This window comes from Nonomuraea sp. NPDC003707 (assembly GCF_053587055.1).
Genome location: NZ_JBSFNK010000009.1, coordinates 425,309 through 437,792, shown reverse-complemented (window position 1 = coordinate 437,792; position 12,484 = coordinate 425,309). Strand labels below are relative to the sequence as shown.

At 72.1% G+C, this 12,484-nt stretch carries 17 protein-coding genes; 6 read left to right on the top strand and 11 right to left on the bottom strand.

Annotation, left to right across the window (positions count from 1 at the left end; genetic code table 11):
- Nucleotides 1–122: 122 nt before the first annotated feature.
- Both ACWDRB_RS26065 and ACWDRB_RS26060 read right to left on the bottom strand, forming a co-directional pair.
- Nucleotides 123–779, bottom strand: coding sequence for an L-2-amino-thiazoline-4-carboxylic acid hydrolase (locus tag ACWDRB_RS26065; RefSeq protein ID WP_449897641.1), 657 nt, complete (start codon nucleotides 777–779; stop codon nucleotides 123–125).
- A 166-nt stretch (nucleotides 780–945) separates the two neighbouring features.
- Complete coding sequence (locus ACWDRB_RS26060) at nucleotides 946–1,470, bottom strand: hypothetical protein (protein WP_449897639.1); 525 nt, start codon at nucleotides 1,468–1,470, stop codon at nucleotides 946–948.
- 96 nt (nucleotides 1,471–1,566) lie between these two features.
- Between ACWDRB_RS26060 and ACWDRB_RS26055 the strand changes: the two genes are divergently transcribed.
- The 3 genes from ACWDRB_RS26055 to ACWDRB_RS26045 all read left to right on the top strand — a co-directional run bounded on the left by ACWDRB_RS26055 (nucleotide 1,567) and on the right by ACWDRB_RS26045 (nucleotide 3,993).
- Nucleotides 1,567–2,238 carry a TetR/AcrR family transcriptional regulator gene (locus ACWDRB_RS26055; RefSeq protein WP_449897637.1) on the top strand — a complete coding sequence of 224 codons (672 nt, stop codon included), beginning with the start codon at nucleotides 1,567–1,569 and terminating at the stop codon, nucleotides 2,236–2,238.
- 150 nt (nucleotides 2,239–2,388) lie between these two features.
- Nucleotides 2,389–3,615, top strand: coding sequence for a S1C family serine protease (locus tag ACWDRB_RS26050; protein ID WP_449897634.1), 1,227 nt, complete (start codon nucleotides 2,389–2,391; stop codon nucleotides 3,613–3,615).
- An 84-nt stretch (nucleotides 3,616–3,699) separates the two neighbouring features.
- Complete coding sequence (locus tag ACWDRB_RS26045) at nucleotides 3,700–3,993, top strand: hypothetical protein (protein WP_449897632.1); 294 nt, start codon at nucleotides 3,700–3,702, stop codon at nucleotides 3,991–3,993.
- 3 nt (nucleotides 3,994–3,996) lie between these two features.
- On the opposite strand, the gene ACWDRB_RS26040 is transcribed toward ACWDRB_RS26045, so the two are convergent.
- From ACWDRB_RS26040 to ACWDRB_RS26020, 5 genes are all read right to left on the bottom strand, one after another.
- The gene (locus ACWDRB_RS26040; protein ID WP_449897630.1) at nucleotides 3,997–4,719 is read right to left on the bottom strand and encodes a GNAT family N-acetyltransferase; all 723 of its coding nucleotides are present in this window, start codon (nucleotides 4,717–4,719) and stop codon (nucleotides 3,997–3,999) included.
- A 70-nt stretch (nucleotides 4,720–4,789) separates the two neighbouring features.
- Nucleotides 4,790–5,455: a response regulator transcription factor gene (locus tag ACWDRB_RS26035; protein WP_350723458.1), complete on the bottom strand. Its 666-nt coding sequence runs from the start codon at nucleotides 5,453–5,455 to the stop codon at nucleotides 4,790–4,792.
- Nucleotides 5,452–6,624 (bottom strand): sensor histidine kinase, encoded by a 1,173-nt coding sequence (locus tag ACWDRB_RS26030; RefSeq protein ID WP_449897628.1) that lies wholly within the window; start codon nucleotides 6,622–6,624, stop codon nucleotides 5,452–5,454. Before ACWDRB_RS26030 ends, ACWDRB_RS26035 begins: the two co-directional genes overlap by 4 nt.
- Nucleotides 6,625–6,647: 23 nt before the next feature.
- A complete protein-coding gene (locus tag ACWDRB_RS26025; RefSeq protein ID WP_449897625.1) occupies nucleotides 6,648–7,232 on the bottom strand; it encodes a hypothetical protein in 585 nt (194 codons plus the stop codon).
- A 92-nt stretch (nucleotides 7,233–7,324) separates the two neighbouring features.
- Nucleotides 7,325–7,504: a hypothetical protein gene (locus tag ACWDRB_RS26020; protein WP_355193846.1), complete on the bottom strand. Its 180-nt coding sequence runs from the start codon at nucleotides 7,502–7,504 to the stop codon at nucleotides 7,325–7,327.
- Nucleotides 7,505–7,658: 154 nt separating this feature from the next.
- Between ACWDRB_RS26020 and ACWDRB_RS26015 the strand changes: the two genes are divergently transcribed.
- Complete coding sequence (locus ACWDRB_RS26015; RefSeq protein WP_449897621.1) at nucleotides 7,659–8,909, top strand: sensor histidine kinase; 1,251 nt, start codon at nucleotides 7,659–7,661, stop codon at nucleotides 8,907–8,909.
- Nucleotides 8,897–9,547: a response regulator transcription factor gene (locus tag ACWDRB_RS26010; protein ID WP_350723467.1), complete on the top strand. Its 651-nt coding sequence runs from the start codon at nucleotides 8,897–8,899 to the stop codon at nucleotides 9,545–9,547. The genes ACWDRB_RS26015 and ACWDRB_RS26010 overlap by 13 nt, the downstream gene beginning before the upstream one ends.
- Nucleotides 9,548–9,551: 4 nt before the next feature.
- On the opposite strand, the gene ACWDRB_RS26005 is transcribed toward ACWDRB_RS26010, so the two are convergent.
- From ACWDRB_RS26005 to ACWDRB_RS25990, 4 genes are read right to left on the bottom strand one after another with little or no spacing between them, the layout of a single operon-like run.
- Nucleotides 9,552–9,800: a hypothetical protein gene (locus ACWDRB_RS26005; protein ID WP_449897618.1), complete on the bottom strand. Its 249-nt coding sequence runs from the start codon at nucleotides 9,798–9,800 to the stop codon at nucleotides 9,552–9,554.
- Nucleotides 9,801–9,853: 53 nt separating this feature from the next.
- A complete protein-coding gene (locus tag ACWDRB_RS26000) occupies nucleotides 9,854–10,216 on the bottom strand; it encodes a hypothetical protein (protein WP_355193838.1) in 363 nt (120 codons plus the stop codon).
- Nucleotides 10,217–10,222: 6 nt separating this feature from the next.
- Nucleotides 10,223–10,807, bottom strand: a complete 585-nt coding sequence (locus ACWDRB_RS25995) for a hypothetical protein (protein WP_449897615.1) — start codon at nucleotides 10,805–10,807, stop codon at nucleotides 10,223–10,225.
- A 15-nt stretch (nucleotides 10,808–10,822) separates the two neighbouring features.
- On the bottom strand, nucleotides 10,823–11,248 hold the full coding sequence (locus ACWDRB_RS25990; protein ID WP_350723475.1) for an Hsp20/alpha crystallin family protein: 426 nt from the start codon (nucleotides 11,246–11,248) through the stop codon (nucleotides 10,823–10,825).
- A gap of 175 nt (nucleotides 11,249–11,423) precedes the next feature.
- On the opposite strand from ACWDRB_RS25990, the gene ACWDRB_RS25985 reads away from it, so the two are divergent.
- A complete protein-coding gene (locus tag ACWDRB_RS25985) occupies nucleotides 11,424–12,440 on the top strand; it encodes a CapA family protein (protein WP_449897613.1) in 1,017 nt (338 codons plus the stop codon).
- The last annotated feature ends 44 nt before the right edge of the window (nucleotides 12,441–12,484 follow it).

Sequence of the window (12,484 nt, the reverse complement as noted above, 5' to 3'; positions counted from 1 at the left end):
TGATACTAACTCGCCCAGCCCCCGCTTCGTTCGTCATGTTTTTGCCAACCGTGACCCCACCTGGCCGGGGCCCACGACCGCGGGCCGCCACCGCGCCCGCCCGCGGGCCCGCCCCTACCGGATCAGTCCTGGTTGCGGGTGAAGTGGAACGGGCAGTGGCTGCCGCCCAGGCCGATGGTGGTGCGGCGCTCGAATGCGAAGCCGTGCCTGTCAGGCTCGATGGCCTCGATCCAGTTGGCGTCGAACGCGCACATGACCGGGGTCAGCTCGGGAGCCCCGTTGGCGGTCAGTACGTCGTGGTAGAAGCACCGGCGGACGTCGACGTGGTAGCGCCGGTCGTCGTCGGCCGGCCGGTCGAAGACGAACCCCTTGCCGAACGCGTGCTCCTCGCGCGACTTGGACACCGCCACCATGGCCAGGAAGGGGTCGGGAGCGGTGTCCAGCATGGCCAGGGTGCCCTGCCGGGTGGCCTCGCCGAGCGGCTCGACGAACGCCGCGCGCAGCGCGTCGATCGTCGCCGGCCGGCCCAGCCTGGGCAGCAGCAACTCGTAAGCGGCCACGAGGGCCAGGGTCATGCGCAGGTTGTGGCGGGCGGGCTCGTCGACGATCAGGTGCCGGTTCGCCGCTTCGAGCTCCTCGTGACGTGCCCGCATGGCGGCGACGAGATCGCCGTGCTCGCGGGCGAGATGGTCGTAGAAGCCGTCGAGGAGGAGGGCGGTGTCGCCATCGGGGTCGGGAACGTAGTCGCCGCCGGAGAGCCCGAACTGGTCGGTGGACATTGCGGTCCTTTCGGTACGGTGCTCGGTCCGTACACGGCCGCGATCTCGCCCGGAGGCGTGACTGGCCGTGCTCGCGACCGAGCGAGCACGCCAGCGCGCTCCACCGACCTACCAGGCGCTGACAAGCTGAGTTGATGTTGTCCCGGCCAGTCTAGCGATTGATCGTTCAGGCGAGCGCCTCGGCCAGGGAGACCACGCCTCCGACGGCCAGCCCCACGACCACGACCAACGGGCTGCCCTTGAGTGCCTCGACCGCGTGGAAGCCCAGGTCGCGGTACTCGGGCATGCCCTCGGTGCCCGGCAGCACCAGGAGCCCGGGCCGCAGCCCCACGAGCACGATCCAGTCGAGCACCACCAGGTCGAACAGCGACAGCGTGGCGAACATGACCGCACCGGCCACCGCCGCCGCCACGAATCCCAGGTCCGAGCCCAGCTCCGACCGCAGGTGCAGGATCGCCCCCGCCATGAGCGGCAGGCAGCACCCGCCCCAGAAGATCACCCCGAACCACAACGCCACCCGCCGGCCCCGCTCGCTCTTGGGCCTGCCGTAACGCTCCTGGACGGCCTCCGGGTAGTCGTTGAGCAGGAAATCCCTGCTCAACGCCGCCCCGGCGAACACCCCGGCAGTGAAGAGCACGCTCATCACCAGCCCGTAGGCGAGCGCGTAACCGACAACGAGGGACCAATCCATGCCGCTCCTCCTTGGTTAGCCTCACCTAAGTTTGGGAGGTCTGGCGGCTTAAAGTCAACGCTGTGTGAAGTTCAAGCGCCTGGCTAGCATGTTCCCGTGCAAGAACGGCGCAGGCGTCCCGAATCGCGGAAGGGCAGACCCACCCTGACCAGGGAGCGCATCGCCCGCGCCGCCCTGCGGATCCTCGGCGCGTCCGGTCCGGCCGAGCTGACCATGCGCAACGTCGCCGCCGAGCTCGAGGTCTCGCCGCGGGCCCTGTACAACTACGTGGCCGACCGGGACGACCTGCTGCGCGAGGTCATGGCCGTCTGTCAGGCCGACCGGCCACAGCCACGCCTCGACCCGGCGCGCTGGCGGGAGAGCCTGGGCGACTACTGCAGGGACCTGCGGGGCTGGTACCGCTCGCACCGCGGCATGCTGGCCCTGGCCCACACGGAGGACCTCACCTACCTGGTGGCGCCCGGCCATCTGCGTGCCGACGACGCGCTCGTGGGCTTCTTCCTGGACATCGGGCTGGCGCCGCAGGACGCGTACCGGGCCTGGACGATCACCGTGCTCCAGGTCGCCGGGTTCGCCGAGGTGTGGGACTCCTGGCACGACCATCCGCCGGCCGGCGCCGACCCGGCGAGCTGGACGGGGCTGCCGGCGTCGGCGGAGCTGCCGCACCTGCGGCGCCTGGCCGGGGAGGCCGTGGCGGAGCCGCCCGACGAGCTGTTCGAGTCGGTGATCGCCATGCTGACGTCGGGCATCGCGGCGATGGCCGGCTAGATTTTTCCGGCTGTTCCGCCCGGGGCGAGACCGTCGCGGCCTGCGGCGATAAGGCGGGCGTCAGGGTGCGCCGGGTGCCGAGATCTTGGGCTTAAGCAGGACTTACCCGCCGTTCGTCACGCTGGTGTCATCGGGACTCTAGGAGATGACATGGACGCGAACGCCCCTCGCGAGGACAGTGCCGGCGGCTGGAGCCAGTTCGGCGACAAGCCGCCCACCACCGGGACCTTCACCCGGCCCGGGCCGGTGCTGCCGCCTCCTCCGCCGCCGCAGCGACGGGCCGGGTTCGTGCTCACGCGCAAGGCGGTCGCCGGGCTGGCCCTGGCGGCGTTCGCGGCGCTGACGGCGACCGCGCTCGGGGGCGGCGCCGTCGGCGCCTACGTCGCCGGCGCCGGGCAGCCGGTCCCGACGGTCACCAAGACCGTGGCGAGCCCGGTCTTCCGTACGGCCTCCGGCCAGCTCACGGTCGCGCAGGTGGCGGAGAAGGTACAGCCGTCGGTCGTGATGATCCAGGGGCAGTCCGCCGAGGGCTCCGGCGTGGTGCTGTCGGAGGACGGGCTGATCCTCACCAACAACCACGTGGTGAGCGGCCAGGGCAGGCAGCTCACGGTCAAGTTCAGTGACGGCAAGACGGCCAAGGCCACCGTGGTCGGCACCGACCCGGCCACCGACCTCGCCGTCATCCGGGCCGAGGGTGTGTCGGGGCTGGCCAAGGTCACGCTGGGCGACAGCGACCAGCTCAAGGTGGGGGACGACGTGCTGGCCATCGGCAGCCCGCTCGGCCTGGACGGGACGGTGACGTCCGGCATCATCAGCGCGCTCGACCGTACCGTGACGGCCGGCGGCGGCCGGGGCGACCAGCAGCTCCCGCCGGGATTGGGCGGGCAGCAGCAGAGCCAGGCGGAGGAGCCGACCACGCTCGGCGGCATGATCCAGACGGACGCGGCGATCAACCCGGGCAACTCCGGCGGCGCCCTGGTGAACGCGGCCGGCGAGCTGGTCGGCATCAACAGCGCGGTCGCCGCGGACGGCGTCAACCTCGGCTTCGCGATCCCCGTGAACACCGCCAAGCAGGTCTCCGAGCAGCTCATCAGCAACGGCAAGGTGACCCACGCCTTCCTCGGGGTGAGCGTCACCGACGCCACCGGCGACGTGCCCGGCGCGCTGATCCGCCAGGTGAGCGCCGGCAGCCCGGCCGAGAAGGCCGGGCTGAAGCAGGGGGACCTGATCACCAAGATCGGTGACACGGCGGTCTCCGGCGGCGACACGGTGGTGGGCCAGGTCCGCGGGTTCAAGGTCGGCCAGCAGGTGCCGGTCACGTACCAGCGGGACGGCAAGACCGACACCGTGACCGTGACCATGGAGGAGAAGAAGTAACCCGTCTTCCGCGAACTTCCCGGTCAGGCACCGACCGGGAAGTTCGCGCGGAACACGCCCTGCGGGTCGCGGGCGCTGCTCGGGGTGCTCGATCCGGACGTGGTGATGCGCGTGGACGCGGGAGCCGCGGGCGGGATGCGGACGATCATCGGCGCGGCGGCCGTGGCCGGCGAGGCGACGAACTTCCGGCGGTTCAGCCGCGCCTACACGGTCGAGCCGGTGCTGGTCAACGGCATGGTCGGGCTCGTCGGCAGGGAGAACGGCCGGCCCCGGTCGGTGCTCGGCTTCACGATCACCGACGGCAGGATCACCGCCCTGGAGATCCTCAACGACCCGGAGCGCCTCGCCCTGCTCGACCTGAGCGCGCCGGCCGAGTGAGCGTCAGCGGAGGGAGATGTACAGGGCCTCGCCGACCTTGCGGTAGCCGACGCGGGCGTAGACCCGCGCGGCGCCGTCGTCGGCCGGGGTGAGGAACGGGGTCGTGACCCCGGCGCCCGCGCCCTCGCGGGTCAGCAGCGCCGTGACCGCGCCCGCGATGCCGCGCCGCCGGTGCGAGGACAGCACCGCGATGCCCGCGACCTCGGCGACCCCCTGGTGCGGGCGGCCGAGCTGCCCGGCGCCGACGACCTCCCCGGCGTCGAAGGCGGCGGCGATCAGGCCGCCGCCGTCGAGGACCCGCCGGAACCGCGCGATGTCGTGCTCGGTGGGCTCCGGCGCGTCGAACGCCTCGTTCATCACCCGCGCGACCTGCCAGAGGTCGGCATCCTCGGTCACGAGCGCGACCCGTACGTCCACCGGCCGCTCCACCACCTCGTCCGGCGGGCACACCAGCAGCGGATAACGCCCCTCCTGGGCGAACCCGGCCGCGAGCAGGGCGTCCTCCACCTTCGGGGACACCTGCGGCACGTATTCCAGGCGGGGCGTCCTGGCCCGCGCGCGGAACGCCTCGACCAGCTCGGCGACCTCGTCCGCCGTGGGCGCGGCGTCGTCGTCGGGAACGGCATAGTTGAACGGGAGCGCGTCGTCGTGCTCGTCGAACTTGATCGTGAACGGCCCGCACCGGACCGCCCGGTCCCCCGCCATCGACCTGAGATAGGCATGCACGTGAGCGCCCAGCAAATGCGTTCCCCTTCCCGAAAGATCCGACGCATACGCTATCGCCAGTGCCGCCTGATCACCCGCCCCCGGGGACGATCAGGCCGCTCTCGTAGGCGGCGATCACCGCCTGCACCCGGTCCCGCAGCCCCAGCTTGGTCAGCACGTTGCTGACGTGGGTCTTCACGGTGTGCTCGCTGACGACCATGGCCTGCGCGATCTCCGCGTTGGACAGGCCGCGGGCGATCATGCGCAGCGTCTCCTGCTCGCGTGCCGTGAGCACGGCCAGCCGCTCCGTCGGCGGCACGGCCGGACGGGCGGCCGTTCTGGCGGTGAACTCGGCGATCAGCTTCGTGGTGACCGACGGCGCGAGCAGTGACTCGCCGGCCGCCACCACCCGTACGGCGTGGATGAGGTCGTCGCGGCGGACGTCCTTCAGCAGGAACCCGCTCGCCCCCGCGCGCAGCGCGTCGTAGACGTAGTCGTCCAGGTCGAACGTGGTCAGCATGAGGACGCGGCAGCCGCTGTCCGCGCACACGATCCTGGCCGCCTCGATGCCGTCCATGACCGGCATGCGGATGTCGAGCAGCAGCAGGTCGGGACTGTGCTCACGGACGGCGGCGACGGCCTGCTCGCCGTCTCCCGCCTCGGCGACGACCTCGATGTCCGGCTGGGCGTCGAGGATCATGCTGAATCCGGCGCGTACCAGCTCCTGGTCGTCCGCGACCACCACGCGCACGCTCATGCCGCCACCGCCCGGCCGGCCAGCGGGAGCCCTACGAGGACCCGGAAGCCCGGCCCGTCGGGGCGCCGGCCGAAGTCGGCGGTGCCGCCGCAGGCCGCGGCCCGCTCGCGGATGCCGATCAGACCGTTGCCGCCCGAGGGGAGCGAGCTTCCTGAGCCGCGGCCGTCGTCGGCGATGTCGATCATGAGGGTGTCGTCCTGCCAGGTGAGTCTGATGTCGGCACGGGCCGCGCCGGCGTGCTTGACGATGTTGGTGAGGGCTTCCTGGGTGATCCGGTAGGCGGCGATCTCCGTGTCGGGAGTCAGCGGCCCCGGCTCGCCGGAGGTGGAGTATGTCACGTCGAGACCGGTGGCCCTGACCTGTTCGGCCAGGGTGGTGAGCGCGGCGATCGTCGGCTGCGGCGCCCGCGGGCCCTCTTCCTCCTTGAGCACGCTCAGCATGCGGCGGAGCTGGACCATGGCGTCGCGCCCCGCGGCGGCGATCGCGTCGAAGACGGCCTCCGCCCTGGCGGGGTCGCTCCTGACCACCACCGGTCCGGCTTCGGCCTGGACGACCATGAGGCTGACCGCGTGGGCCAGGATGTCGTGCATGTCGCGGGCGATCCTGGCCCGCTCGCGTTCGGCCGCCCGCTCGGCCTCGGCCTGGCGCTCGCGGGCCAGCTGGACGGCGCGTTCCTCCAGCGCGGCGGCGTGGGCCCGGGAGGCTGCGGCGGCCCGGCCGATGGCGTAGGCGGCGGTGAAGAGCACGACGCCGCGCATCGCGGTCTCGGAGGAGCCGACGATGAGCAGGCCGCCGGCGATCGTGAAGGCCAGCATGATCAGGCGGGGCCACCTGGCGGAGTAGGCGGCCACGGTGTAGAGCGCCATGAGCGAGCCGTACCAGATGGGCTGCGCGGCCACCTCGTCGACGACGTCGTAGAGACCGGTCGCGATGAGGCTGGCGGCCAGGACGGTCACCGGCGCGCGGCGCCGCCAGATCAGCGGCACCGCGGCGGTGACCACGACCGCGTAGCCCCACCAGTGCCAGGGCCCGCCGTACGGGTTCTCGCGGGTGAACAGCGGCCACAGCTGCGCGACCAGCACCAGCAGCGCGAGCGCCGCGTCCACCCAGATCGGCGGCAGCGAGCTCGACCACCGGCGAATAGCCGCAAAGAACCGTAGGTCGGACACGACATCCCATCTTGCCTCGTACGTCATGCGAGCGCTGCGGCGGGCCTGGGCGTGGCGGGGACCTGGCGGGCGACGGGGACGAACGAGACCAGCAGGCAGAGGGCGCCGAGCGGGATGAGGTCCTTCTCGATGAACGGCAGGATGAGGTCGACCATGACCAGGAGGGGCGTCCACACCCTGACCCGGCGCAGCGCCGCGAGCTGCACGACGAGGGCGAGCTGGCCGGCGAAGAACAGGAGCGGGACGACGTCGTAGACGACGGCCGAGACGCCGGGGACACTCTGGACCCGGTCGAACAGCACGCCCATCGCCTCGTTGTCGGCGGACATGAACCCGACCGCGATGTCGATGCCGAACTGCGCGAGCAGCGCCACGACGCCGACGGTCCCGGCCGTCGCGCTCGCGGTGGCCAGGGCGTTCCCCCCGGCCATCCGCCGCATCTGCCAGAAGACCGGGACGAACAGGACGAGTGCTGCCATGAAGGCGAGGTGGCCGGTGGTCCACGCGATGCCGGGACCCCGGCTGCCGTCGAGGCCGTCGAGGATCCGGATCACGCCGTAGGCGAGCACGAGCAGGGGCGCGGCGATGAAGGGGATACGGGAGTTCATGGGGACGATCCTCGGCCTCGCGGGGGTCCTCGGGCATCGCCGGTGAGGGCGATTCCGCGGCTCCCTCTCAGGAGTGAGGACGGATCCGTCGCTCAGCCGCGCCGCTGCGCGTAGTGCTGCTGGATCAGCGCGGCCGCGCAGGCCATCGTGGCCAGGCCGAACCCGATGCCGACGAGCATGTTGAGATCGGAGGTGGAGGTGACCATGTTGCCGACCGCGAAGATCGCCAGCAGCAGCCACAGCACGGGTCGGGGGATACGGACGGGGTTCATGGCGTGCTCCTCACAAGATCGGGTGACACCCCAAGACGCTACGGATCGCCGTCGCCACGGGCGATCCCGCCAGTGAGACAGCCCGAGGTACAGCAGGCTGTACTGTTCGTCCGCCATCGCCTCTTCGTCCTGGGAGATGCCCTAGGGTCTGAGGATGCCGACTCCCGACGCGGGGCCCTTACGCCGGTGGGACATGGTGGCCCGGACCCGCGCCACCCTCGACGCCCTCGAACACCTCGTCGGCGGCGTCGGCACCGCGATCCTGGCGATCCTGGCCGTGTTCGTCGTGGTCATCACCGCGCTGGCCTGCCTCGTCGGCGTGGGCCTGCTCCTGGTGCCCACCGCGCTGCACGTGCTGCGCGTCGTCGCCGACCGGGAGCGGGGGCGGCTGTCCCGCTGGGGGCCTGACGTCGTCATCAGTCCCGACCCGGTCCCGTCCGAGTTGCGGGCGGCGATCACGAACCCGGCGAGCCGGCGCGAGCTGTACTGGGTGCTGATCCACGGGTTCCTCGGGCTGCTGCTCGGGGCGGTCGGCATGACGCTGCCCCTCAGCGCGGTACGCGACCTCACGTTCCCGCTGTGGTGGCGGCTGATGCCGGATGGGGCGGGTGTGGACCTCTGGGTGGTGCGCGACCTCCCGGGCGCCCTCGCGGTCGGCGCGCTGAGCGTGGGCTGGATCGCGCTGACCCTGGCCCTCGTCCCCGGCATGGCGCGCCTGCAGGCGTGGCCGGGGCGGCGGCTGCTGGCCGCCGATCCCAGCACCGACCTGGCGCTGCGGGTTGCCCAGCTCACCGCGACCCGCGCGGAGGCGCTCGACGCGCACGCCGCCGAGCTGCGGCGGATCGAGAGATCGCTGCACGACGGCACGCAGAACCGGCTCGTCGCCGTCAACGTCATGCTCGGCGCGGCCCGCCGCGCACTGGCCCGCGACCCGGCCACCGCCGACGCCATGCTCGAACGCGCGCAGGACGCCGCCGAGCAGGCGCTGGCCGAGCTCCGCGCGGTCTCCCGCAGCATCCTGCCCCCGGTGCTGACGGACCGGAGCCTCGCCGACGCGTTGACCGGCCTGGCCGCCGGCTGCCCCGTCCCCTGCCGGATCGACGTCGACATGCCCGGCAGGTGCGCCGCGTCCGTCGAGGCCACGGCCTACTTCGTGGTGGCCGAGGGGCTCACCAACATCGCCAAGTACAGCCAGGCGCGGCACGCCACCGTCACGATCCGGCGGCACGACGACCGGCTGGACCTCCGGATCACCGACGACGGCCGCGGCGGAGCGGACGAGCGGAGCGGGTCGGGGCTGGCCGGGATCCGCCGCCGAGCCGAGGCCCTCGACGGGACCTTCGCGCTGACCAGCCCAGAAGGCGGACCTACCACCATGAATGTGAGCCTCCCATGCGGATTGTGATCGCCGAGGACGACCCGCTCCTGCGCGAGGGTCTCGCGCTGCTGCTGCGGGCGGAGTCGCTGGACGTCGTGGCCACCGCGCCCGACCCGGACGGCTTCCTGACCGCGATCGACGCCCACAAACCGGACGTCGCCATCGTGGACGTCCGGATGCCTCCGACCCACACCGACGAGGGCATCGTCGCGGCCGTCGAGGCCCGGCGGCGCCAACCGGAGCTGGCCGTGCTCGTGCTGTCGGCGTACGTGGAGCAGGCGTTCGCCACCGACCTGCTCGCCCACGGCAGCGCCCGGCTGGGCTACATGCTCAAAGAGCGGGTCGGGCGGGTCGAGGAGTTCATGGGCGCGCTGCACCGCGTGGCGGAGGGGGGCACGGCCATCGATCCGGAGGTCGTCGCGCAGCTGCTGGCCCGCAGCAGGCCCGACAGCCGGCTCGACCGGCTCAGCCCGCGCGAGCGCGACGTGCTGGCGCTGATGGCCGAGGGCCTGGGCAACGCCGCCATCGCCGAGCGGCTGTTCGTCACCGACGGCGCCGTGCACAAGCACATCCGCAGCATCTTCTCCAAGCTCGACCTGGCGCCGACCGACCGGACCGACCGGCGCGTGGCGGCCGTCCTGCACTACCTGGAGAACGGGAAATAGCGGGCTAGGCGCCCAGGTCGCGGGCGATGTTGTCCAGCCTGGTCGCCAGGTCCTCCAGGGCCTCCTCGCTCAGGCCACCCTCCGGCACCCGGGCCGCGAGCTCGTCGCGGCGCGCGATGACCAGGCCCTTGTGCGCGTCATCCACCTCGTCGGCCGGCAGGACCACGCAGTCACCCTGGACGAACACCAACGTGGCGTCGGGTTCCTCCGACTGCAGCAACTGGCGGACGCATTCAAGATCGATGAGAGACATCTCTGCTCCTCTCCCCCGACTGACCTCAAACTTGGCGCTTACCCAGAGGGCGCTCATCCGAACGTCGGAGGGCCGCCGTCGGCGTGCGAGCGCCGCACGCTGAACGTCACCAGATACACGGCGGCCCCCAGCGCCACGAGGGCAGGCGGCACGGCGAGCAGCGGCCGCGCGGCCAGCAGGGCCAGCACGGTCAGAACCACCCCCACCAGCAGCCCGAGCGCGGCCGCCAGCAGGCGCACGCCGAGCCAGTTCGACGGCGGCGGCGCCTGCGGCCACTCGCCATGGCCGCCTCCGTGCACGTCGGGCACGCCGGTGTCGCTCACCACGCCGGAGGAGGTGATGTCCTCGGGAGGCGGCGGCTCGCGCAGCACGGGAGCGAAGAACTCGTCCTCGGGATCGTTGTCACGCCTGTTCATCCTGGATCACCTCACCGGATCGGCTTCCTCCAGCTCGTGCAGGAACGGGTTGACCACGGCGTTCAGCTCGGCCAGGAGCGCTTCGAGCGAGGCCTGGGCGTCGTCGAGGTTCGGCAGGCCCGCGGCCCGCGCGTGGGTGGGCGTGGGCAGGCGCTCGACCGGCAGCGGCACGCGGAGCTCCAGCGTGCCCAGCGCGGTCGGCCGCTCGTACGGCGGCGGCACGTAGGTGGGCTCCTGGCGCTGCCAGCTCGACCAGCCCCGCGGCAGCGGGAACGGGAGCGGGGCGGCCAGCTCGACCACCGCCAGCAGGCCCGGAACCTCCTCCGGGCGGTGACAGGTCGCGTCCAGCACCCTCGGGTGGCGGCGCACGTAGGCGTGCTCCGCCACCGGGCGCGTGGCCACCTCCCACGCGCCCAGTGCGAAGTGCAGCGGGTCCAGAGTGACGCCGCCCGCGGCCGGCTCGCCGTGCACGGCTTCGAAGGCGTGCCGCCATCTGCGCAGCTCCTCGCCGTAGCGCTCCTGCGCGCTGCCCGGCTCCGCGCCGTCGCGCCCTCGCGCGGCGCCGATCCAGAACGCCTGCGTGCCGGCCATGCGCCTCCCCCGGTGTCAGCCCTTGATCTCGATGCGGCGGGCGCGGCCCTTCTCGGTCTTGGGAACGCGCAGGATCAGGATGCCGTCCGTCAGCTCGCCGCCGATGTGCTCGGTGTCGGCGTCGCTCGGCAGGATCGTCCGGTAGACGAACCGTCCGGTGCGCCGGCGCAGCATCTGGCCCTTGTCCTCCTCGTTGATCTCCCCGGAGACGCACAGCTCGCTGTCGTTGACCTCGACGTTGATGTCGTCCCGCTTCAGCCCGGGAAGCTCCGCCCGCACGATGTAGGCGTCCGGGGTCTCCTCGGTCTCCGCCACCGGCCGCCAGGCGGCCATATCGCTCTCCGCGCCCTGCTCGAAGAGCCGCCCCATCTGATCCCACAGCTGCTCGAACTCGGTGAAGGGATCCCAGGACCGCCTCTGCCAGGGAACACCCGCCTGCATCGCTCCGCGATTGCGCCTTATCGGCAAAGCCACTGCTTTCTCACCTCCGTGACGTGAGGGACACCGTCGTCCCCCTCCTCCAAATTCATCCCGTACCCGCAATCTTCCGTCATGAACGGTTCCGTCGCAGGTCAGAGAGCGTGTCGAAGCCATCGGACGGGGAAGCTGGGTGGACATGACCGACGGAACGGGGACCATGCCTGGCCCGGGCGCCGGGGAATCGGTCACGCTGGCGCTCGCGGGCGACACCATGCTCGGCCGCGGCGTGGCCGAGCGGCTGAGCCTGACCGCCGACCCGGCCGACTTCTTCGACACCGGCGTGCGCTCGGTGCTCTCCCGGGCCGATCTGGTCCTGTTCAACCTCGAATGCTGCGTCTCGGCCCGCGGCCGGCGCTGGGACCCGCTGCGCAAGGCGTTCCACTTCCGCGCCCCGCCCCAGGCCGCGGCGATGCTGGCGGAGCTGGGCGTGCACGCGGTCACGCTGGCCAACAACCACGCCCTCGACTACGGCCACGAGGCCCTCCTCGACACCCTCGACCACCTGGCGGCTGCCGGGATCCGCACCGTGGGCGCGGGCGCCGACCTGGCCCGGGCCTGGGAGCCCGCCGAGCTGAAGGTGGGGGATCTCCGACTGGCGGTGCTGGGTATCACCGACCATCCCCCCGAGTTCGCGGCCACCGAGCGCAGGCCCGGCGTCGCGTACGCCGACCTCGGCTCCGGGGTGCCGGACCGGCTCACGAGCACGATCGGGAGCCTGGACGCCGACCTCGTCCTGGTCTGCGTCCACTGGGGCCCGAACATGACCTCCAAGCCCGTCACGCACGTCCGCCGCGCCGCCCGGGCCCTGGTGAAGGCCGGCGCGTCCCTGGTGGCCGGGCATTCCGCGCACGTCTTCCACGGGGTGGCCGGACCGGTCCTGTACGACCTGGGCGACCTCATCGACGACTACATCGTGGACCCCGAGCTCCGCAACGACCTCGGGCTGATCTTCCTGGTCACCCTGGACGAGCGGGGCCCGGTACGGCTGCGGGCCGTCCCCATCGCGCTGGACTACTGCCGTACCAGGATCGCGAACGACATGGAGACCCGCTGGATCCGGGCCCGGTTCACCGCCGCCTGCGCCGACCTCGGCACCGAGGTCAGGTCGGAGGCCGGCACGCTCACCGTCGATCTCCGGCCACAGGTGGATTGACCGGACGCGCCACCCACTTCGGGTACGCGGTCAATTACCCACAG

Bases quoted from the DNA above. Each gene is read 5' to 3' on its own strand.
- ACWDRB_RS25990 (WP_350723475.1), bottom strand. From the start codon at position 11,248: ATGCAGGCGGGTGTTCCCTGGCAGAGGCGGTCCTGGGATCCCTTCACC.
- ACWDRB_RS25995 (WP_449897615.1), bottom strand. From the start codon at position 10,807: ATGGCCGGCACGCAGGCGTTCTGGATCGGCGCCGCGCGAGGGCGCGAC.
- ACWDRB_RS26005 (WP_449897618.1), bottom strand. From the start codon at position 9,800: ATGTCTCTCATCGATCTTGAATGCGTCCGCCAGTTGCTGCAGTCGGAG.
- ACWDRB_RS25985 (WP_449897613.1), top strand. From the start codon at position 11,424: ATGACCGACGGAACGGGGACCATGCCTGGCCCGGGCGCCGGGGAATCG.
- ACWDRB_RS26025 (WP_449897625.1), bottom strand. From the start codon at position 7,232: ATGAACTCCCGTATCCCCTTCATCGCCGCGCCCCTGCTCGTGCTCGCC.
- ACWDRB_RS26000 (WP_355193838.1), bottom strand. From the start codon at position 10,216: ATGAACAGGCGTGACAACGATCCCGAGGACGAGTTCTTCGCTCCCGTG.
- ACWDRB_RS26035 (WP_350723458.1), bottom strand. From the start codon at position 5,455: ATGAGCGTGCGCGTGGTGGTCGCGGACGACCAGGAGCTGGTACGCGCC.
- ACWDRB_RS26010 (WP_350723467.1), top strand. From the start codon at position 8,897: ATGCGGATTGTGATCGCCGAGGACGACCCGCTCCTGCGCGAGGGTCTC.
- ACWDRB_RS26015 (WP_449897621.1), top strand. From the start codon at position 7,659: ATGCCGACTCCCGACGCGGGGCCCTTACGCCGGTGGGACATGGTGGCC.
- ACWDRB_RS26065 (WP_449897641.1), bottom strand. From the start codon at position 779: ATGTCCACCGACCAGTTCGGGCTCTCCGGCGGCGACTACGTTCCCGAC.
- ACWDRB_RS26060 (WP_449897639.1), bottom strand. From the start codon at position 1,470: ATGGATTGGTCCCTCGTTGTCGGTTACGCGCTCGCCTACGGGCTGGTG.
- ACWDRB_RS26050 (WP_449897634.1), top strand. From the start codon at position 2,389: ATGGACGCGAACGCCCCTCGCGAGGACAGTGCCGGCGGCTGGAGCCAG.
- ACWDRB_RS26020 (WP_355193846.1), bottom strand. From the start codon at position 7,504: ATGAACCCCGTCCGTATCCCCCGACCCGTGCTGTGGCTGCTGCTGGCG.